At 44.4% G+C, this 18,176-nt stretch carries 18 protein-coding genes, 1 tRNA gene and 3 pseudogenes; 12 read left to right on the top strand and 10 right to left on the bottom strand.

Features of this window, described 5'->3' with window-relative positions; translation table 11 throughout:
* Positions 1 to 223 precede the first annotated feature (223 nt).
* The 3 genes from LYNGBM3L_RS01260 (at position 224) to LYNGBM3L_RS34580 (ending at position 3,532) form a co-directional block, all read left to right on the top strand.
* Positions 224 to 1,087: an Rpn family recombination-promoting nuclease/putative transposase gene (locus tag LYNGBM3L_RS01260; protein WP_008178073.1), complete on the top strand. Its 864-nt coding sequence runs from the start codon at positions 224 to 226 to the stop codon at positions 1,085 to 1,087.
* A gap of 419 nt (positions 1,088 to 1,506) precedes the next feature.
* The gene (locus LYNGBM3L_RS01255; protein ID WP_008178072.1) at positions 1,507 to 1,737 is read left to right on the top strand and encodes a hypothetical protein; all 231 of its coding nucleotides are present in this window, start codon (positions 1,507 to 1,509) and stop codon (positions 1,735 to 1,737) included.
* A gap of 700 nt (positions 1,738 to 2,437) precedes the next feature.
* Positions 2,438 to 3,532, top strand: a complete 1,095-nt coding sequence (locus LYNGBM3L_RS34580; RefSeq protein ID WP_161603114.1) for a cyclic nucleotide-binding domain-containing protein — start codon at positions 2,438 to 2,440, stop codon at positions 3,530 to 3,532.
* Positions 3,533 to 3,667: 135 nt separating this feature from the next.
* Here the strand turns inward: LYNGBM3L_RS34580 and LYNGBM3L_RS01245 are convergent, their stop codons facing one another.
* The 4 genes from LYNGBM3L_RS01245 to LYNGBM3L_RS01225 form a co-directional block, all read right to left on the bottom strand.
* Positions 3,668 to 4,042 carry a Nif11-like leader peptide family natural product precursor gene (locus LYNGBM3L_RS01245; protein WP_008178068.1) on the bottom strand — a complete coding sequence of 125 codons (375 nt, stop codon included), beginning with the start codon at positions 4,040 to 4,042 and terminating at the stop codon, positions 3,668 to 3,670.
* Between the two features lie 330 nt (positions 4,043 to 4,372).
* Positions 4,373 to 5,197, bottom strand: coding sequence for an inositol monophosphatase family protein (locus tag LYNGBM3L_RS01240; protein ID WP_008178066.1), 825 nt, complete (start codon positions 5,195 to 5,197; stop codon positions 4,373 to 4,375).
* A gap of 416 nt (positions 5,198 to 5,613) precedes the next feature.
* Entirely contained in the window at positions 5,614 to 6,084 is a 471-nt protein-coding gene (locus LYNGBM3L_RS01230; protein WP_229414242.1) for a thermonuclease family protein, read from the bottom strand.
* 76 nt (positions 6,085 to 6,160) lie between these two features.
* Complete coding sequence (locus tag LYNGBM3L_RS01225) at positions 6,161 to 6,529, bottom strand: 2Fe-2S iron-sulfur cluster-binding protein (protein ID WP_008178059.1); 369 nt, start codon at positions 6,527 to 6,529, stop codon at positions 6,161 to 6,163.
* 84 nt (positions 6,530 to 6,613) lie between these two features.
* Between LYNGBM3L_RS01225 and LYNGBM3L_RS01220 the strand changes: the two genes are divergently transcribed.
* The 5 genes and pseudogenes from LYNGBM3L_RS01220 to LYNGBM3L_RS01205 all read left to right on the top strand — a co-directional run bounded on the left by LYNGBM3L_RS01220 (position 6,614) and on the right by LYNGBM3L_RS01205 (position 8,022).
* Positions 6,614 to 6,700, top strand: a tRNA-Ser gene (locus LYNGBM3L_RS01220).
* Positions 6,652 to 6,864, top strand: a pseudogene (locus tag LYNGBM3L_RS49260) (hypothetical protein); the annotation flags it as partial. The gene LYNGBM3L_RS01220 and the pseudogene LYNGBM3L_RS49260, both read left to right, overlap by 49 nt.
* Positions 6,800 to 7,060, top strand: a pseudogene (locus LYNGBM3L_RS35235) (exodeoxyribonuclease V subunit gamma); the annotation flags it as partial. The pseudogenes LYNGBM3L_RS49260 and LYNGBM3L_RS35235, both read left to right, overlap by 65 nt.
* Positions 7,026 to 7,142 (top strand): annotated as a pseudogene (locus tag LYNGBM3L_RS49255) (hypothetical protein); the annotation flags it as partial. The pseudogenes LYNGBM3L_RS35235 and LYNGBM3L_RS49255, both read left to right, overlap by 35 nt.
* A gap of 193 nt (positions 7,143 to 7,335) precedes the next feature.
* On the top strand, positions 7,336 to 8,022 hold the full coding sequence (locus tag LYNGBM3L_RS01205; protein WP_008178055.1) for a carbonic anhydrase: 687 nt from the start codon (positions 7,336 to 7,338) through the stop codon (positions 8,020 to 8,022).
* A gap of 411 nt (positions 8,023 to 8,433) precedes the next feature.
* Here the strand turns inward: LYNGBM3L_RS01205 and LYNGBM3L_RS42595 are convergent, their stop codons facing one another.
* Positions 8,434 to 8,607, bottom strand: coding sequence for a hypothetical protein (locus tag LYNGBM3L_RS42595; protein WP_154659642.1), 174 nt, complete (start codon positions 8,605 to 8,607; stop codon positions 8,434 to 8,436).
* Between the two features lie 235 nt (positions 8,608 to 8,842).
* On the opposite strand from LYNGBM3L_RS42595, the gene LYNGBM3L_RS01200 reads away from it, so the two are divergent.
* Both LYNGBM3L_RS01200 and LYNGBM3L_RS42590 read left to right on the top strand, forming a co-directional pair.
* Positions 8,843 to 9,262, top strand: a complete 420-nt coding sequence (locus LYNGBM3L_RS01200; RefSeq protein ID WP_008178053.1) for a DUF29 family protein — start codon at positions 8,843 to 8,845, stop codon at positions 9,260 to 9,262.
* Positions 9,263 to 9,476: 214 nt separating this feature from the next.
* A complete protein-coding gene (locus LYNGBM3L_RS42590) occupies positions 9,477 to 9,632 on the top strand; it encodes a hypothetical protein (protein WP_154659641.1) in 156 nt (51 codons plus the stop codon).
* 6 nt (positions 9,633 to 9,638) lie between these two features.
* Here LYNGBM3L_RS42590 and sbcC read toward each other — a convergent pair whose 3' ends face one another.
* The gene (sbcC, locus tag LYNGBM3L_RS01195; protein WP_008178050.1) at positions 9,639 to 12,659 is read right to left on the bottom strand and encodes an exonuclease subunit SbcC; all 3,021 of its coding nucleotides are present in this window, start codon (positions 12,657 to 12,659) and stop codon (positions 9,639 to 9,641) included.
* Between the two features lie 164 nt (positions 12,660 to 12,823).
* Here sbcC and LYNGBM3L_RS45355 point away from each other — a divergent pair, with 164 nt between their 5' ends.
* Positions 12,824 to 12,967: a hypothetical protein gene (locus LYNGBM3L_RS45355; RefSeq protein ID WP_165691872.1), complete on the top strand. Its 144-nt coding sequence runs from the start codon at positions 12,824 to 12,826 to the stop codon at positions 12,965 to 12,967.
* Positions 12,968 to 13,077: 110 nt separating this feature from the next.
* Positions 13,078 to 13,677 carry a hypothetical protein gene (locus tag LYNGBM3L_RS01190; RefSeq protein WP_008178048.1) on the top strand — a complete coding sequence of 200 codons (600 nt, stop codon included), beginning with the start codon at positions 13,078 to 13,080 and terminating at the stop codon, positions 13,675 to 13,677.
* A gap of 126 nt (positions 13,678 to 13,803) precedes the next feature.
* Here LYNGBM3L_RS01190 and LYNGBM3L_RS01185 read toward each other — a convergent pair whose 3' ends face one another.
* From LYNGBM3L_RS01185 to fabD, 4 genes are all read right to left on the bottom strand, one after another.
* Positions 13,804 to 15,543: a DUF3685 domain-containing protein gene (locus tag LYNGBM3L_RS01185; protein ID WP_008178046.1), complete on the bottom strand. Its 1,740-nt coding sequence runs from the start codon at positions 15,541 to 15,543 to the stop codon at positions 13,804 to 13,806.
* Between the two features lie 282 nt (positions 15,544 to 15,825).
* On the bottom strand, positions 15,826 to 16,422 hold the full coding sequence (locus tag LYNGBM3L_RS45350) for a hypothetical protein (RefSeq protein ID WP_193374684.1): 597 nt from the start codon (positions 16,420 to 16,422) through the stop codon (positions 15,826 to 15,828).
* Positions 16,423 to 16,968: 546 nt separating this feature from the next.
* The gene (locus tag LYNGBM3L_RS42585; protein WP_154659640.1) at positions 16,969 to 17,175 is read right to left on the bottom strand and encodes a hypothetical protein; all 207 of its coding nucleotides are present in this window, start codon (positions 17,173 to 17,175) and stop codon (positions 16,969 to 16,971) included.
* Complete coding sequence (fabD, locus tag LYNGBM3L_RS01175; protein ID WP_008178043.1) at positions 17,157 to 18,053, bottom strand: ACP S-malonyltransferase; 897 nt, start codon at positions 18,051 to 18,053, stop codon at positions 17,157 to 17,159. Before fabD ends, LYNGBM3L_RS42585 begins: the two co-directional genes overlap by 19 nt.
* Positions 18,054 to 18,176: the final 123 nt, after the last annotated feature.

The raw sequence follows: 18,176 nt of genomic DNA, 5'->3' as shown, positions 1-18,176 counted from the left end.
GATGGGGAGTGTAAGCTCACAGGATTTTTTTCCCTCTTCCCTCTTCCCTCTTCCCTGCTCCCGTCTTGATGCAGTCGCTCATGGGGGAAACCCCCAAGACCGCGCTGCATCGCTGCTCCCTGCTCCCTAAAACCTAGATATTTGTACCTCACAAGTCTTAGAATTGCTATAGTTGTAGTCTACTACTTGTTTTAGTAAAGGCACCCTCAGCCCAATATCAGCCATGAAATTCATCAGCCCCAAAACCGACTTTGCCTTTAAAAAAATCTTTGCCTCCCAGGAAAGTAAGCCGATTCTGATTAGCTTCCTCAATGCTCTTGTCTATCACAATCAACCTCTCATCCAAGATTTAGAAATTATTGATCCTTATCAGTCTTCTCCTCTGCCAATCCTCAAAGACTCTTTCCTGGATGTGAAAGCTAAGCTGAAGGATGGTTCTCTAGTGATTATTGAAATGCAGGTTTTGCAGGTAGAGTCTTTTGCTCGTCGAGTTTTGTATAACGCAGCTAAAGCTTACTCACTACAATTAGGTAAAGGGGAAGGCTACCGTTATCTCAAACCAGTGATTGCTCTGACCATTACCGATTTTATTATGTTTCCTGAGAATAATCAGGTAATTAATCATTTTGAGTTCCGAGAAAAAAGTACCAACATCAGCTACGTAGAAAATTACTTACAATTATTGTTTGTAGAGTTACCGAAATTTGAGAAACAGTTGGAGGAGTTAGAAGAATTGGATGAGTTGTGGATGTATTTTTTAAAAAATGCCCCTTCTTTAGATACAGTCCCAGATAAAATGGCACAAATACCAGAGTTTCAACAGGCATTTGGGATTGCTTCTCAGGCGAATTTAACGAGAAAAGAGTTGGAGGAACTAGGAAAACGAGAAATGTTTATTCATGACCAACAAGGGCTGATTCTTTTTGCTGAGAAACAAGGGATAGAAAAAGGAATGAAACAAGGGAGAGAAGAAGGGGAGAAAGAAAAAGCCCAAACAATTGCACGCCAACTTCTGCCTCTTTTGGATGATGAAACGATTAGCCAAACTACTGGCATACCTGTAGAGGAAATTAGGAAGCTTCGCTGAACAAGTCAAAAGGCAATAGACTAATGAAGAATTTAGAATGAAGAATTTAGAATTAATTTTTAGCATTAGCCAGCCTAGTACGTAGGGTGCGTGATAAGACGGGCTCGCCCTGATTTTCCACCTCTTCGCCAGTTGGGAAAGTCCGTCCGAAAATATTGATAACGGGCAAGATGCCCATTCCACCAAGATGCCCATTCCACCCACCGGGTCAACCTAAATTGCTCCTGAACTGTTCCCGATTCCCGATTCCCGATTCCCGATTCCCGATTCCCGACTCCTCACCCAATTGAAAACTGCTGTAATTCAGTAAGCATTGTCCCACATTTCATGGTAGGATCGGTTGGCAAAAAGCTACTGTGCAGGCCCAATCAAAGGGCTTTAGGCAAGGATTTTGAACCTTTCAAAGGAGACAACTAATAATGAACCTGAATGACTTGATCGAAGAAAAATTAAACTATTATGCTCAGAAGATTGTTTCTGGCGGTAGCAAGACCGACGAAATGGCGGTTGGGGAAATTACCTTCTATGTCGCTCTGCGTCGCGTAGTAAATGGTAAAGGAACCCTGCAAGACGTGGGTATGATGGATGCTATCAACGACACCCTCCAAAGCTTAGGACTTGTCGAGGAAGGAAAAACCTTCTACAAATAATTTGCCCATCAAGAAGTTTGAGTGGTCGGCAATCTTGTAAATTGGATTTTATACCTCAATCCAACCACCACCAAGCAACTTTTTTTGGGAGCATCCCATTTTGGAAACAATATTACCCAAAGCAACGATATTTCAAGGGTTTCAGCCCCCTAAAAAGAGCTAACGTGCCAAATTGGGATGCTCCCCTTTTTTTGGCCTAATATGGCATTGGAGCGGATGTGAAACCAAAAGTGTTTAGCTTTGTTATAAAATGGTTTCACACCGCTCAACTTTACCTTTATGTCGTTTCAGATTAACTGTGGCTAGCTAGCTTGGCTTTTGGCGTTCCTGAATCAAGTAATGAATAGCAGTAGAGTGGGCATCCTGCCCGCTCGACCAGATATTGATAACGGGCAAGATGCCCGTTCCACCAAGATGCCCATTCTACAGGTGTGACCCAAGGGCGATTTACTCGCCCTAGGAGGCGCGCACCTACTCTTCAAATCATTCTATTATTCAGCAACGCCTAAAATAGGTAAGCATTGGTTTAATCTGAGTTACGGAAAGCTGACCACTGACCGCTGACAGCTGACTGCTTACTAATTCAGTAATTTCTCGGAATAAATCGAGGATTATTGTAGCTTTCGTAAATCTTAATTTCTGATCAACATAGATTAAAAAACTATAAATTATTATGTTAGGTTTTAATCAAAATAACTTCATGATTCCAATTTCAACTGGCATGGTAATAACGCAGGATTTGCGAAAAGAACTAGAAACTATTGAAATTGATAATAAATACGAAGATTGCCTGTTCATGAAATTAGAGGGGACTATCGTTCAGCCAGATAAAATTGACCTATTCTTAACTATAAACTTTCATGATCAATTTTTAGAACTACCCGGTGGTAGCATCAAACTTGGGCTAACCGGTGGAGAGCTAAGGCTGAACTTAACCAATGGCAAACTTCCCTATTATCACCGTGGTTTCAATGATGATTTTAAAGTTTCCATAGAGAAAAAGCGAAGGTCAAAGCAAGGTAGTAAAATTCACCATGACAATAAGATGTCCATGGGTTTAGACCCTACTTCCCATCAAATTGAGTTCAACCTTGGCACTGAATTAAATCTCAGGAGAGATATCAATCACGAAAAAACTGATGAATTCACCATCATGGATTACCAGATCACATCCAAAGGTGGAGAAACCAATCCAGCCTGGGTTTTTGCTGCCAAAAGTGGTGAGCCATTATTAACTGGAACCCTGAGCAGTATATGGTTAGGCAGTAAAGAAATTCCAGCTGGTCATGTCTTGATTCATGAAGGAGAATCTATCAATGCACTCTACATTGTCTTAGATGGCATCTTAACCGTTTCCGTTGAAGCTTGGAAAAGTCGGGAAATTGCTCGATTATCCAACGGTGAAGTAGTCGGAGAAATGTCTTTTGTGAAAGATCATCCCCCTTCCGCTACAGTTAAAGCTTTAGAAGACTCCATTGTGTGGTCAATTGATCGAGCTAAATTAACCCATAAACTAGAGAAAGACCCCCGTTTTGCAGCTCGTTTTTATCGATTGCTTGCTGCTGCTATTGCTGATCGAATACACCTGACCACAATTAGCTTACTTTACTTCGAGAAAGAGTATCAGATAGAAGACCCGATGGCGACTCACCTGAAGATTGATGAACTAACAACGTCCAGTCAATATAGGTTCATGGCTACACCCATTCATAACGAGTCGATCAAAACCTATGAAAAAGTTATTTTAGACAAAACTAAAGCAGCGTTACTGATTAATGGAGTGATTGAATCTTAAGCGATCAGCTATCAGCTATCAGTTTTCAGCCTGACCGCTGACCACTGACCGCTGACCACTGACCACTGACCGCTGAAGGCTGACCGCTGACCGCTGACCGCTGACCGCTGACCGCTGACCGCTGATAGCTGACAATTAATCGTCTTTTTTAATTACTTTAAACTCATCTAGCAATTGCACCCAAGTGATAGCATCTCTCTTGTCATAAACCCACCCGATCAGATTGATATCTCCTGTTTCCCAAGCAAATTTCCACCAAGCATCTAACTGTTCTTCAGTAACATCTAATCCTATTATTTCATTTTTAAAAGTATCACTGGTAGGCTGACTAGAGTGATGCCCCTGGATAAACTGTTGCCAGTCAGCTACGGTAAACTTAAAATCGTAATCCTGTGCTACCTTAACTACCTCTTCTGGATTTCTAGTAGCTATTAGCTGCTGTTTTAAATCTTCTTGTAGAGAAATAGCATGGAAAAATTGAGCAACATTTTCTGTAGAGATTGTAGACATTGTAGATATTAGCTATAAAAAATGCGTCACTCATGGACGCCAGTTAATCGAGTTTACATCTATTATTATAAATAATTAGTCAGCGGTCAGCGGTCAGCCGTCAGTGGTCAGTGGTCAGCGGTCAGCGGTCAGCCGTCAGTGGTCAGCCGTTGGCCTTTGGCTGAAAACTGATAGCTGATAGCTGATAGCTTAATGCTGATAGCTGATAGCTGATAGCTGATAGCTTAATGCTGATAGCTGATAGCTGATAGCTGATAGCTTAATGCTGATAGCTGATAGCTGATAGCTGATAGCTGATAGCTGATAGCTGATAGCTAATAGCTTAATATTTTATTTCCAAGACGATAAAGGTGGTGTCTCTAACAAGGCAGCACTGAGACTGTCGTGAATCTTGGCATTAGTTGCCAGAATCCGCCCAGAATTAATATCAATAGGACTGCCATCATAAGCAGTAACTTTACCACCAGCTTCTTCTAGGATAACGATACCAGCGGCTACATCCCAAGGAGAAAGCCCTCGTTCCCAATAGCCATCCAATCGTCCACTAGCAACATCACACAAATCGATGGATGCAGAACCACTACGGCGAACGCCTTGAGTCAGATGAGTCAGGTAACAGAACTCGGCATAGTTGTTATCGGAAGTCTGCCGCCGGTCATAGGCAAATCCAGTGACTAACAAGCTCTTACCCAGGTCAGAGACTTGGGAAACCTGGATTGGCTGACCATTGCAGGTTGCCCCTAAGCCCACAGCTGCGCACAATAACTCATCCCGAAAGGGATTATATACTGCTCCCACCTGAGGCTTGCCGTCAATCAACAACCCCACAGAGGTAGCAGCAATGGGGTATTGATGGGCATAATTAGTAGTACCATCCAGGGGGTCAATCGCCCATAGGTATTTACTTTCATTGTCTCCCAGTTGACCGGATTCTTCTGCCAGAATCGAATGGTCTGGCACATCGTTTTTGAGTATATCTAAGACTACTGCTTCTGCTTCTTTATCAGCTGCAGTGACTAAATCTCCAGGACGACCTTTCTCTTCTACAGTTTTGAGATTGCCCCAGTAAGTTTTCAAAACATCACCAGCAGCAGTGGCAGCTTTAGCGGCAATATCAAGGAAAGTTTGTAGTTGTTCGGAGGTATGTTCTGTCATTGAGCAGATAACCTGTAGTTTATGAATTAATTCGGTAAGCAGTCAGCAGTCAGCGGTCAGCGCTCAGCTTATTTTATTCAAAAGTAACTCAACTAGCTTGGCCATCAGCCGTAAGCAGTCAGCGGTCAGCTGTCAGCTTATTTTATTCAAAAGTAACTCAACTAGCTTGGCCATCAGCCGTAAGCAGTCAGCGGTCAGCTGTCAGCTTATTTTATTCAAAAGTACCTTAACTAGCATGGCCATCAGCAGTCAGCGGTCAGCGGTCAGCTTATTTTATTCAAAAGTACTGATTGCAAGTAGCCCATAGGCTGATAACTGATAGCTGATAACTGATAGCTGATAGCTAATTGCTGATAGCTGATAGCTGATAGCTGATAACTGATGGCTGATAGCTGATGACTAATAACTAATAACCACTAAGGATTTTGACGGCGAAATTCTGCTGGTGTCAAGCGCAAAGGCTGATCTGGGTTCCAAATCCCATAGCCCATAATTCTGGCATATTCTTGAGCATGGGCTATTTTATCATCATATTTGTTATTAGGAACTAGGGGTGAAGCTAAGGCACAGCCCTGAGCTACCAACTGCTCATTGACCAACACACCATCTAGCCATACATAGGCTAACCAGCGGCTATAGCGGTCTTTTTCCTCGACATCCAGCTCCAAAATAACCGATTGTTGATCACTAGTTTCACTGAGGATCTTCTTTAAGCAGGTTTTTGCCTGATCTCCCCAAGGCTTTTGTTTCCAGCTTGGTGCCTGAATACCAATCATCCGGATTCTTGCCATTAATGGTGGATCTTGATTGGTGATCAACACATCCACCGTGTGTCCACTGATCACCTTTTGCACTTGAGCTTCAATCTGGTTGGGGACATTTGTCAATTGGCATCCCCCGAGCAAGAGCAGAAAGCAACTAAGGAGGCTCCCCGCTCTACTGTACCTCTGCTTGGCTAGTTTCCTAATCCTCATCCAGTGGCAGCCCAAACCGAACCTTACCTTTAGCAAAATATCGACCGAACTGAAGTTCATACACTTCATCTTCATCCTGAGTCTCTACCTCTAGGTCTGACCGGGGATAACTCACACACAATAGAGCATAGCCTTGTTCCCGCAATTGTGGAGATAGTCCCATGGCTTCCGGTTGGTAGACTTTTCCAGCCAACACTCGCACTGCGCAAGTGGTACAAGCTCCATTGCGGCAGGCAAAGGGTAGCTCCACACCCTGGTTTTCTGCGGAATGCAAGATATAGCGGTCAGTTGGCACGTTTACCTTGTGCTTAGCACCAGTTTGGCGATTATGAATCTGAATGGTGTACGATTGAGTCATTGACTTCCTATATAATTTTCTGTATAATCAGAAATCGGGCGATGAGTTGAAAAAGATTCAAAGCTCTAACTGAATACTTTACCTGGAGAGGTGGCCGAGTGGTTGAAGGCGCAGCACTGGAAATGCTGTTTAGGGGCAACTTTAACGAGGGTTCGAATCCCTCCCTCTCCGTAGCAATTCAATCAATACTATCAGTATGCTGGCGTGAGCATTCAGCAGTCAGCGGTCAGCGGTCAGCGGTCAGCGGTCAGCGGTCAGCATTCAGCGGTCAGCGGTCAGCGGTCAGCATTCAGCGGTCAGCGGTCAGCGGTCAGCATTCAGCGGTCAGCGGTCAGCGGTCAGCATTCAGCGGTCAGCGGTCAGCGGTCAGCATTCAGCGGTCAGCGGTCAGCGGTCAGCATTCAGCGGTCAGCGGTCAGCGGTCAGCATTCAGCGGTCAGCGGTCAGCGGTCAGCATTCAGCGGTCAGCGGTCAGCGGTCAGCATTCAGCGGTCAGCGGTCAGCGGTCAGCATTCAGCGGTCAGCGGTCAGCGGTCAGCATTCAGCGGTCAGCGGTCAGCGGTCAGCATTCAGCGGTCAGCGGTCAGCGGTCAGCAGACCTAACAGAGATTAAACCAATACTTACCTGGTAAGCCTATGCCCTACGCGCATAAGCTGATAGCTGATAGCTGATAGCTGATAACTGATAGCTGATAGCTGAATGCTGAATGCTTACCGAAATACAAACCTAAAAGTCATTTAAGACCGCTATTGCCTATAAAATTATTGAAGATCCCAATTATAGAGCATCTAGCTGTAAGCCTGAAATGAAGCAGTTGATTCAAGGTCTGCATCAATTCCAGACCAATTACTTCGAGACCCACCGAGACCTATTTGAGTTACTGTCTCACGGGCAGCATCCCAGAGTACTATTCATCACCTGTTCAGATTCTCGCATTGACCCGAGTCTGATTACTCAAACTGAGCCTGGTGAAATGTTCATCATCCGCAATGCCGGGAATATCATACCGCCTTATGGAGCAAGTAATGGGGGTGAACCAGCAGCAGTAGAGTATGCTATTTATGCCTTAGGCATTAATGAAATTGTCGTATGCGGTCACTATCGCTGTGGAGCGATGAAAGGTTTACTGAAAATCGACAAGCTAGAAGAGGACATGCCAGCCGTTTACCAATGGCTCAAGCATGCCGAAGCCACTCGCCGGATTATCAAAGAACACTATCAAGACTATGAAGGTGATGAACTCCTGAATGGGGCGGTGGAGGAAAACGTCCTTAACCAACTACAAAATTTACGTACTTACCCAGTTATTCAATCTCGACTCAGAAGTGAGGAAATTCGGCTTCATGGCTGGGTCTATAAGATAGAAACGGGAGAGGTTCTGGAATATAGTCCACTGCAAAAGCAGTTTTTACCCCCTCAAACCCAGTTTTCAAGAGGAGCATGGATAACACCTCAGCAGCAAGCAAGAATTTATAAAGGTTCTCCGGAATAAACTCTAAACTAAGTAATAATAAACCAGAAAAAAAGTAGATGCAACCCTGATTAGAGGTGCTATAATCCAATTAGCGTCATTTGTACTCTTAGCCTGTGGTAAACTGTTGTCAGTAAGTCGTCAACAGTTTACAGCCAACAGTTAAATCAGCTTCTTAGTTTACAACAACCTTTTTGCAACCCTATGTGTAGATGCCCTGATAGTTGATTCCCGTTGGACTAGTTATCGTCCTACCGTCTTTCTAACGTTAGTCAACAAAAGACCCGAAACTAGCTCGTTTATAACAGCCTCTATACTGCCGGGATTTTGGTTGAGATATTACTATAGTAGAAGCTATTTCAAGATTAAAATAACCGTACAATTGCGGAATTAGTTGAATAGCCTAATTGGAGACATTGGGCAATTTTACGGTTATTTTGGTAATGGGTAATGGGTTAAGGGGAGTAGGGAATCGGGAGTAGGGAGTAGGGAGTAGGGAATCGGGAATCGGGAATCGGGAATCGGGAGTCGGGAATCGGGAGTCGGGAATCGGGAGTTGGAAATCGGGAGTTGGGAGTCGGGAGTCGGGAATTGAATGTAGTTCATAAGTAAGTATTCCGCTCTCAGCTATCAGCTATCAGCTGAGTAAAACGAGCAGGGATTTTCAAGCAGCCGTACCAGCACCCCCCAGCTTGTTTACTACCTCCCGTTGATGAGCTGACGGCTGACGGCTGTTCGCGTAGCGTGCGCGTAGCGCATTAGCTGAATGCTTACAAACTATCTTTGGTTATTCCAGTATTAGTCGCGACGGGTCAATTTAAAAGCGGAGGAATAATAGCCAATGGAAGAATTAATGACTCTAAAGGAATTGCTCTACGAAGGCAAAATCCCTGAAGCCCTGGAACTGATTGAAGAATTGGAGGAGATGAGCAAATCGGATAAACTGAATAAACTATTTAGTTACGGAATTATTCTGCTGTTACATCTAATTAAAAAAGCTGCTGAGAAACGAACGACTAAATCTTGGGAAGTATCAATCCGCAATGCGGTTAAACAAATTCAACGGACTAATAAGCGCCACAAGGCTAAAGGAACTTATCTAACCGAAGAGGAATTATTAGAAACTTTAGAAGATGCCTATGAATCCGCTCTAGATCGAGCCTCATTAGAAGCATTTCAAGGAACTTATGAAGCTGAAGAAATTGCTAAAATGGTGGAGCGCGAGGAAATTATAAAAACAGCAATGGATTTGATTTTGTAGGGCTATCAGCTTAAGCGCTACGCGCACGCTACGCGAACAGCCGTCAGCAATCAGTTATTAGCTATAGCGCTAGGCAATAGGCAAGAGGCAATAGGCAAGAGGAACCCACCCCTAACCCCTCCCAGGAGGGGAAGGCAAGAGGCAAGAGGCAATAGGCAATAGCTTACTAGAACAGCTTTTGCTACTTGTATCAATGTCCTAACTTTAATGCGTAGTGCTATATCAGTTATTAGCAATCCATGTAGGAATTGTTATAATTATTGATGCCCTATTCCCTATTCCCTATTCCCGACTCCCGACTCCCGACTCCCGACTCCCGACTCCCGACTCCCGACTCCCGACTCCCGACTCCCTTTGCTACAAATATTAGCATTGATCACATGGTCAAACTTAACTGAGAGCCAAGGGATGTCTTAGATACTTCAATCCTGGTCTGAAAGGCTTCTTTAAACTGAGGCATATGAGTCACGGTTAGAATACAAGCAAAATCGGATGCGATCGCATTAATTGCTGCAATCAATCGCTCACACCCCTCGGCATCTTGGGTGCCAAACCCCTCATCCACAATCAACATTTGCAACGATGTTCCTGAGCGTTGGGCCAACAGTTGTGCTAATGCCAGACGAATGGCAAAATTAATCCGAAATGCTTCACCACCGGAATAGGTTTCATAAGGTCGAGTACCAGTGGCATCAGCAATTAAAATATCTAAGGTATCAATCAGCTTAGTTTTTTTCTTAGAAGACCGACTCCCGGCCTTTTGGGTCACAATTTGGATGTGTAACTGATTCCCAGTCAGTCTAGCCAAAATTTGATTGCTTTGGGCTTCTAGTTGAGGCAAAATATTCTCTATCATTAGAGCCTGGATGCCATTTTTGCCAAATGCGATCGCTAATTCCTGATACACCCGATATTGCCGCTGGAGTTGTTGGAGCTTTTCGAGTTGCTGTTGATACTGACTTTGCAGGGATTCCAGTTGCTGCAACCGTTGTTGGAGACGCCCCTGCTGGGATAGTTGTTTATCCATTTGCTGTCGGCGCTGCTTCATCCCCTGTTCTAAAGCTTGGAGGTCTCTAGTGACATCAGGACTTTGTTCCATTTGCTTGACAATGTCCTCAATTTGTGTATTAACCTCCTTGAGATTAGAGCGTCTGCTCTGGAGGGTTTGAGTTAGGCTTGCCAAGCGTTGACCGACTTGGGGCTGTTGCTCTTGGGCAGTTTGTAATTCCTGATAAGGCAGTTGCCAAGATTGGGCTTGACGCAACGAGGCTCTAACCTGATTATGAGCATCCAAGTTATAGCCAATCTCAGCTATGTATCGATCCAGCTGATCCAATTGCTGCTTCAACGGGGAATTGGTTTGTAACTGATGCACTGAGGCTTGAAGAGTATCCAGCTTTCGAAGCAGCTGTGGTTTCTGGGCATCAATTTTTTTCTGACGCCGCCTTGCTTCTTCTAGCTTAGCCGAGTGGATTTCAGCCCAGCGCCAGCGGTCTACTTCCCCCCGTGCTAGAGCATGGGTTTGTTCATCGTAGTTGAGCTGTTGGATTCGGAGGTCGAGTTGCCTGAGTTCTTCGTGTAATTCTACCCCATAACCAGGAATACTAAGGGATTGTTGCAGTTCTTTCTTTTCCTCTGATACTTCATAGAGTCGGTCGTAAACTTCGTCAGTGGCTTCTAGTTGTGCTGCTAGTTGTCCCCGTTGTTCTAGCAACTCTTCATAAGGAGAGAGTTGTTTGGAAATTTGGGAGTATTCATGGCGCAACACCTGAAGTTCTCGTTCACAAACTGTTAGCTGCTCTCGTACTACCCAGAATTGATCTTGAACATCCTTGTGCTCAGCAGTAGTTTTCTGAATCACCCGGTCAGAATGGGCTGCATCTAGAGGCTGCTCGCATAAGGGACAAACCGCGTTCTGAACTTGCAGCAATTGGATTTTTTGGGTCAGTTCCCCCAGTAATTTTTCATAGCGACGTTGGTTTTCGTGGAGGCGTTCTCGAAAGCCTCGACGTTCTAGTCCTTTGTCCTGTAACCGAGACAGGTAGACCCGCTTTTTCTCTAATTCCCCAAGTTCAGCCTCTAACTGCAGTGCGGCCTGTCTCAGCTGAGGTGTTGTTGCTACTTGCTGGGATAACTGTTTTTCAGAAGAAACCAGTTCTTCTAATTTGGCACTGAGTCTGGCTTGAACCCGGTCAAGTTCGCTTTGGATAGACCCACGACGTTGCAACAAGGGAGAGACTTCTAGTTGTAAATTATCTAGCTGCTTGAGCCGTTCACGAACTTGCTTAAGTTGTGCGAGGGCTGTAGCCACTTGCCCTGAACGGGAGAGGGTATCTTGAATCTCTTGCTCTTGAGTACCCAAGGCTTCTAGTTGAGCTTGGATATCACGGATTTGCAGATTAAGTTGATTAATTTGTTGATCGAGCTGCTGTTGGAGTTGTTGTCGTTGCTGTTGCGCTTTCTGATAAGTCTGTAATTTGGCGGCAAGACTTTCTTCAAGTTCTTGTAGCTGGAGGTATTCGGCATAACCAGCAGTAATTTGTTGGTCTTGAGAGAGTAGTTCAGAAAGTTGTTGTTGTTGAGCAACAGCAGTAGCAATGTCTTGTTGTATGCGATCGCAATCTTGAGTGAGATTGAGATATTGTGTCCTAACAAAGTTCAGCTGTTGTTCCCAGCTATTCCGCTGATGTCCGATCGCTTGTAGTTTTTTGAGTTGTTGGGCGTCTTGGTCTTGGTCTTGTTGCAGCTGGTGTAAGGCAGTTTCCAGGGTAGCTGTTTCCTGTGCGATCGCATCCCGTTCTCCCAGTTGTTCCTTAATACCCTGCAAACTTTGCTCTAGCTGTTCTACTTGACCTTTCAACTGCTTTGACAAATCCTTGGCCTGGTCTGCCAATTTTTCGTATTGGTCTAGTTTGAGCAAATCTGCCAGAATTTGTTTCCGTTCACTGGGACGCCTGACCATAAACTCATCAGCTCGACCTTGACGCAGGTAAGAGGAGTTGATAAAGGTATCGTAATCTAGCTTCAGATTCGCTATTATTAATAATTGAGTTGCTCGTACTCCTTTCTGGGTTAAAGACTTAAAACCATTTGGTGTTTCCACTTGAAACTCTAGGGAAGTCCCCTGTTTCCGATGGCGAGTCCGAATAATTCGATGGGTTTGTTGATTATTTTGAAAAATAAAGTCAACTCGGACTTCCTTCGCCCCAGTATGGATGATATCGTTTTCCGAAGCAACACGGCTTTGTCCCCAAATCGCCCAGGTAATGGCTTCTAGCAGGGACGATTTCCCGGCTCCATTCTGACCACAAATACAGGCAGTGTGAAGACCCCGAAAGTCTAGAGTTGCGTCGCGGTAGCTGAGGAAGTTTTTTAGAGTTAGTTGGATCGGAATCATCTAGGTTCCACAAGCCTCACACCGTTAATACTTTCACGCATCAGTATAAACACACACTTTGCATAGTGTAACGACGTATATATCAGTTTTCTAGGTCTTGAACACTCATTTTTACAAAAGTTAATAAATACTCAGTAAGCAAAAATTCTTAGCTAGACCGTCATTTGTCAGCGGTCAGCGGTAAGCAGTCAGTGGTCAGTGGTCAGCGGTCAGCGGTCAGTGGTCAGTGGTCAGTGGTCAGTGGTCAGTGGTCAGTGGTCAGTGGTAAGCCGTCAGCCGTTGGCCAATGGCTGAGAGCTGAGAGCTGAGAGCTGAGAGCTGATTTGGGGGTAACCATGTTCCATGGGGAACTCGATCAGGCGTACTATTAATCTAAGTAGGATTAATCTAATCGGATACCGAAACTAGGGTAAACATTATGTCAAAAGCTACGGTGCAATATACAACCAAGGATTTAAAGGAACTCGGCTTCATCGTTGAAGTCCCAGGCAGAACCGACAATGCTAAAAACAGAGCCAAAGCTATCCAAGAGATTCAACGGCGCATGGAAGACTCAGAAGACACTACGGTCAATGAGGATAGCTTTGCCGATGGCTTAAGTGCTGACGATTTGATTTTAGTTGAGCCACTAGCTACCGGTAGTACAGATGGTGAGGAAGCAGAGATTATTCAGTCAGTAAAAGCGATCGCATCTTTAGCAAGTTTAAGGGTCAACTTGGAACAAGCTTACCAACAAGCGGTGGAATTACGGCCAGTGATCGAAGCCTTATTTTCCCCAGACCCCCTGACACCGGAACATATGAAACTGGCAACGGATAGAAATTTTGCCAAAACCTTAACAAAATTTGCTGAAGCCAAAGCAGCTCACGATCAGTATTTGCCCATTGCCAAAGAGGCTTGGGAAATATTAGAACCCGCTTTGCCACCATCTCAGCATCAAGCTAATCCTCTAGGCTCGGAAGTAGTAGAGCATACTCAGAGTAATGGCAAAAATGGTGTGGCTGTGAATGAGTCATGAAACCTATGCCTAAAGGCAGGGGCTTCTAAAATTGTTTTCTAAAATTGTTTAGGTGGGGAGGGTTGAATCAGTCCCAATGCCGGATGTCATGGTATTTTTTTACTTTCCCCTCTTCCCTGTCTTCCCCTATTTTCCACGTCCAGGATTTTTCCCAAACCTGGCCTCTTGGACGCTACTACCAATTCCCTGAATTACACCACGAACTACTAGACCAATACTTCTACCAAAGACTTGGGTCAACAGATACACCACGCCATTACCAATCCAAGTAACAGCCGCTTGCAGACGGGGAGAAAGAGCATCCCGTAGCTCATAGGCTAAAGTCACAGCTAGCTGAAAACCTCGCAACTTTTCTAATTCTCGACGTCGGGGAGCATAGATACTAGTTTGTTTAATGCCAGTGTCAGTTAGGATAAATAAATCATATCGACTCTCGAAAATTGCTTGTGGCTCACCAAATAGTTGATCTTGGCGATATCGCCAGGATAGATTATTGCGAAATCGGGCTATTTCCCGGGATGACATTAGATTTTTATGATAAAAATTTACCTTAATAACTTCTACATCTGCCAATTGATTTAATAACGGTTGAATCACCCCATTAGCAATTTGGATAATTAAATTGTCCAGGAGAAATTCTGACCGTTGAATTGCTTCGGGGGTCTGGGCAGGATAGGAGACATTATCAATTACTAATGATTTCTCAAATAGCCGATGAGCTAATAAGTCAATAACTAGAGGAATTTTATCAATAATTTCCTTTTTTACGATGGGATAGTTACCCAGCAAAATAGTGACAACTTCTAGTTGTGTATTGTCCGTGTACAAGGTATAATACTTGCCGAAGAAATCTGTGATTGATGCTTCCCACAGATCTTTCAGAATCAGCTGTTGCTTCTGAGGTAAATGTTCCAGTTTTACTTCAGACAAGCGCAAATCTTCAACAAGTGCTTCAAAGGTTTGGAAGACTAAACCAAGTAACTCTGCTCTTTTCTCTACTTGGAGAATGTCAATTTCTAGGGGAACACCAGAGAGGTTGGATAAACCGGATTGAAGTTTTACCATTGTCCGCTCAAATGTTCGCTCAAATGTTCGATCAACTAGTGGTGCCTTAGGGCTAAGCTGGGATTGAGCCCTTGGCGCAACAGTCAGTGAGCTTTCCGGTTTAGGCATTGGAACTAAGGAACTCTCCCGTGACGGTTCCACCAGAATGATGCTAGCAGGTAATAGCTGATCCGCCAGCCAACGGGCTACCAATAGTTCTCGACGGCGTCCAGTCCAAAACAGCCAATCCCAATTGGAAAGACGAGGATTTTGCAGCTGACTATTGACCTGGGCTAAAGCTGCTTCAAATTGTTGGAATCCTGAGTTACGCCACTGTTGATACCAGGGAGCAAAACCTGCACCTTTATAGGATATAGTAGGTAAGTTAGACAGTGTCTGCCAATAGGATTGACCCTCAATAATTTGACCAATGGCTTCAAGAATGGTAGCGATCGCTACTCCTTTGGGGCAGTACCCATTTACACCCAATGCTTGAGCTGCTGCTAGCACGGTGGGTTTAGATTCCCTGGTCAGTAGTAAGATTGGCAAGTTAGGGTACTCCTGCTGTAATCGCTGACACAGTGGCAATCCTGATAAGGCTATCCCTTCACTTGAATTAGGGGGACCCAAAGCTAGTTCCAAAATTGCCACATCCACGGAGTTGGTCGCCTCTAGTGCCGCTAATCTTGATAGGGCTTCTGTGCCAGTATCAGCCTCAGCTACAACTAGCAGCTCCTCGAAGGCTTGCAAGGCAGTCGTGAGACCCAATCGGAATACTGGGTCATCATCAATCAGAAGGATATGAGTTATGCGATCGCTCATATGGAGATAGCCTATAGGAAATCGCTCATGGCTAAAGCCTGTAAACCAATGAACTCTATGAACAATTAGCCATTTACGCTAGCATAACATTACCTTTTCTGGCTTGGTGGCTGACGAACCGACCCGCCGGAGCAGGAATCCAGGTTAATTGTTAATTGTTAATTGTTAATTGTTAATTGTTAATCGTTAATTTAAAATTATTAATTCTCAATTAACGATTAACGAAATTTGATAATAACTGTTCAGATTAAATCAGTTCACCGCCCAATTCTTGGTCTTTGCTTAGGCTTGTGGTTGTAGCTGTTCGTGTGATTGAGCTAGCTGTTGCTGTAGCTGTTCCTGTGATTGGGCTAGCTGTTGCTGTAGCTGCTCCTGTAGTTGTTCCTGTGATTGGGCTTCTAGCTGTTCGTGTGATTGAGCTAGCTGCTCCTGTAGTTGTTCCTGTGATTGGGCTTGTACTTGTTCCTGTCGCTGTTCCTGTGCTTGTACTTGTAGTTGTTCCTGTGCTTGTACTTGTAGTTGTGCTTTATCTGGTTTCGGTGCCTTGGGTTTTTTCTCAAATACTTGAATGCCTGGTTGCTCTACCCGAAACCCTTTGTTAATTTTGGCTCCCAGTTTGCCAGTAATAACAGCCACCCACATGGAATACATCTGATTAGCAGTGGTGATTTTTTTCCAAACTTTAGGTTTGACCTTAATCGTAAAAATCGTGCCATCACAATCAACACTAAATTCCTGCCAGCCGTTTTTAACAGTTTTTGCTGTCGGTAACTCGTTAATTTTGATAGTAATTTCCATTTTGCCATAAACTATTCCATTTTTTGGTTTTTTTATTTGAATGATTTCATCCGCTTTGTGAATACTCATTATTTCAAGCATCGGCAACTCCTTTGGTAATAAAAGTGATTTGTTTTAGGAATATGGTTAAGAAAATATAGCGCTTTTTAAGCTAGTAAGGTACAAGTTTTTGAGTAAGCATATGCGCTACGCGCACGCTGCTTGAGGTGCCGTCAGTAGTCAGTGGTCAGTGGTCCCTGAAAGCTGAAAGCTGAATGCTGAAAGCTGAATGCTGACATTTCCCCTAACCGAAACCCCTTGGGTCAAGGTGTTAGACTGGTCAGGGGTAACTCAGCACAAGTCAGTTTAGTGGCCATAAGGAAACAGTGGTTGATCTTTTGTCTAGAGACCACCAATCCAGAGACCTTTTCGAGCCATCGAAGGTCAACTGACTTACTTATTTACTCTGTGATTTTGCATTTTCTCATATTTTTATGATTTCAAAAGCGACTGCATCAAGAATGTTAGGTAAGTTTGAAAAACTCAAAAAAACCTAATGGTTCTGGATTTGATCGATATGCGATCGCATAAGCGCGGAAGCTGAGGCCGTAGGCCACGCTACGCGAACGCTTCATCGCGCTCCTGACATCATGTCCGGATAATTACCCTTAATAAAAATCTCGCCACACGCCCCACACTTGCCACACGCCCCACACTTGCCACACTTGCCATCCCTACACCTTGGTAATTATTGGCCGAATTCCACCAAAGCGGCGCGTCAAATAGGATTGCGCCGCCATCCAAGACATGAATCAGATCGAGGTTAGGGCTTCGAGTTAGCCTACTGCTAAGCATTGCTGCAGATCAGCAATGCTATTAACGTTTTCTAAACTTAACTCCGGACACATCCGTTTAATTAAGCCAGTCAGCACCTTACCTGGTCCGACTTCCACTACTTTCTCAATTCCTTCCACTGGTAGCCTCAGAGAAATTTCTCGCCATCGTACTGAACCAGTAATTTGAGACTGGAGTTGATGTTTTAAGGTAGCTGCCTCGACCGTGGGTACAGGGTCCACATTCGATAATACTGGTACCTGGGCGTCAGTAAAGGGGACAGACAGCAAGAGTTCCTGGAACTGAGCCGCTGCTTCAGCCATTAAGGGAGAATGAAAGGCTCCGGACACTTTTAGAGGAACAGCCCGTTTGACTTTAATCTGACTCAGCAAATCCTGAACTGCTGTTGGTTTACCTGAAATTACCACTTGAGCAGGACTGTTATCATTAGCAATAACAACATCCTGTATCTGCTCGATTTTTTCTTCAAGTTCTGGGCGTTTGAAGCCAATCAGAGCAACCATCATGCCTTCAGTTGCACTATCCATCAATTTAGCCCGATGTTGGACTAGGCGTAGCCCTGCCTCAAAGTTAAATACCCTGGCAGTGTAGAGGGCAACATATTCTCCCAAGCTGTGACCCGCTAGTAGATGGGGTCGTTCCCCTTGTTCCATGAGCAGATCAGCCAGGATACTCTCAACTACGTATAAGGCAGGTTGAGTGTAGAGGGTTTGAGATAACTGATCGGACTCCCCTTGACAAATATCTAGGACAGACCAGCCTAAAATTTCCTCAGCTTGCTTAAACTTAACCTTTGCAGAGGGCAGGTCTAATAAGTCTACTCCCATACCTGGTACCTGAGAACCTTGTCCGGGAAACACCCATGCAGTCTTTATCATTTATTAATTATTTATTGGTCGTCAAGAATCAATTATCTGCTATTGCTGTACAATTTGGTGGTCTTATGGATTTGAATTATCTCAGGTGCCCTGAGTGCTGAGTGCTGAGTGCTGAGTGCTGAG

This window comes from Moorena producens 3L, from assembly GCF_000211815.1.
Lineage (GTDB): Bacteria > Cyanobacteriota > Cyanobacteriia > Cyanobacteriales > Coleofasciculaceae > Moorena > Moorena producens.
Note: the sequence above shows the minus strand (reverse complement) of the source record. Positions and strands in the feature narration are given on the sequence as shown.

Bases quoted from the DNA above. Each gene is read 5' to 3' on its own strand.
- LYNGBM3L_RS01245 (WP_008178068.1), bottom strand. From the start codon at position 4,042: ATGTCTACAATCTCTACAGAAAATGTTGCTCAATTTTTCCATGCTATT.
- LYNGBM3L_RS01225 (WP_008178059.1), bottom strand. From the start codon at position 6,529: ATGACTCAATCGTACACCATTCAGATTCATAATCGCCAAACTGGTGCT.
- LYNGBM3L_RS45350 (WP_193374684.1), bottom strand. From the start codon at position 16,422: ATGCTTGAAATAATGAGTATTCACAAAGCGGATGAAATCATTCAAATA.
- LYNGBM3L_RS34580 (WP_161603114.1), top strand. From the start codon at position 2,438: ATGATTCCAATTTCAACTGGCATGGTAATAACGCAGGATTTGCGAAAA.
- LYNGBM3L_RS01205 (WP_008178055.1), top strand. From the start codon at position 7,336: ATGAAGCAGTTGATTCAAGGTCTGCATCAATTCCAGACCAATTACTTC.
- LYNGBM3L_RS01185 (WP_008178046.1), bottom strand. From the start codon at position 15,543: ATGAGCGATCGCATAACTCATATCCTTCTGATTGATGATGACCCAGTA.
- LYNGBM3L_RS42595 (WP_154659642.1), bottom strand. From the start codon at position 8,607: ATGAACTACATTCAATTCCCGACTCCCGACTCCCAACTCCCGATTTCC.
- sbcC (WP_008178050.1), bottom strand. From the start codon at position 12,659: ATGATTCCGATCCAACTAACTCTAAAAAACTTCCTCAGCTACCGCGAC.
- LYNGBM3L_RS01260 (WP_008178073.1), top strand. From the start codon at position 224: ATGAAATTCATCAGCCCCAAAACCGACTTTGCCTTTAAAAAAATCTTT.
- fabD (WP_008178043.1), bottom strand. From the start codon at position 18,053: ATGATAAAGACTGCATGGGTGTTTCCCGGACAAGGTTCTCAGGTACCA.
- LYNGBM3L_RS01190 (WP_008178048.1), top strand. From the start codon at position 13,078: ATGTCAAAAGCTACGGTGCAATATACAACCAAGGATTTAAAGGAACTC.
- LYNGBM3L_RS01200 (WP_008178053.1), top strand. From the start codon at position 8,843: ATGGAAGAATTAATGACTCTAAAGGAATTGCTCTACGAAGGCAAAATC.
- LYNGBM3L_RS01240 (WP_008178066.1), bottom strand. From the start codon at position 5,197: ATGACAGAACATACCTCCGAACAACTACAAACTTTCCTTGATATTGCC.
- LYNGBM3L_RS01255 (WP_008178072.1), top strand. From the start codon at position 1,507: ATGAACCTGAATGACTTGATCGAAGAAAAATTAAACTATTATGCTCAG.
- LYNGBM3L_RS42585 (WP_154659640.1), bottom strand. From the start codon at position 17,175: ATGCTTAGCAGTAGGCTAACTCGAAGCCCTAACCTCGATCTGATTCAT.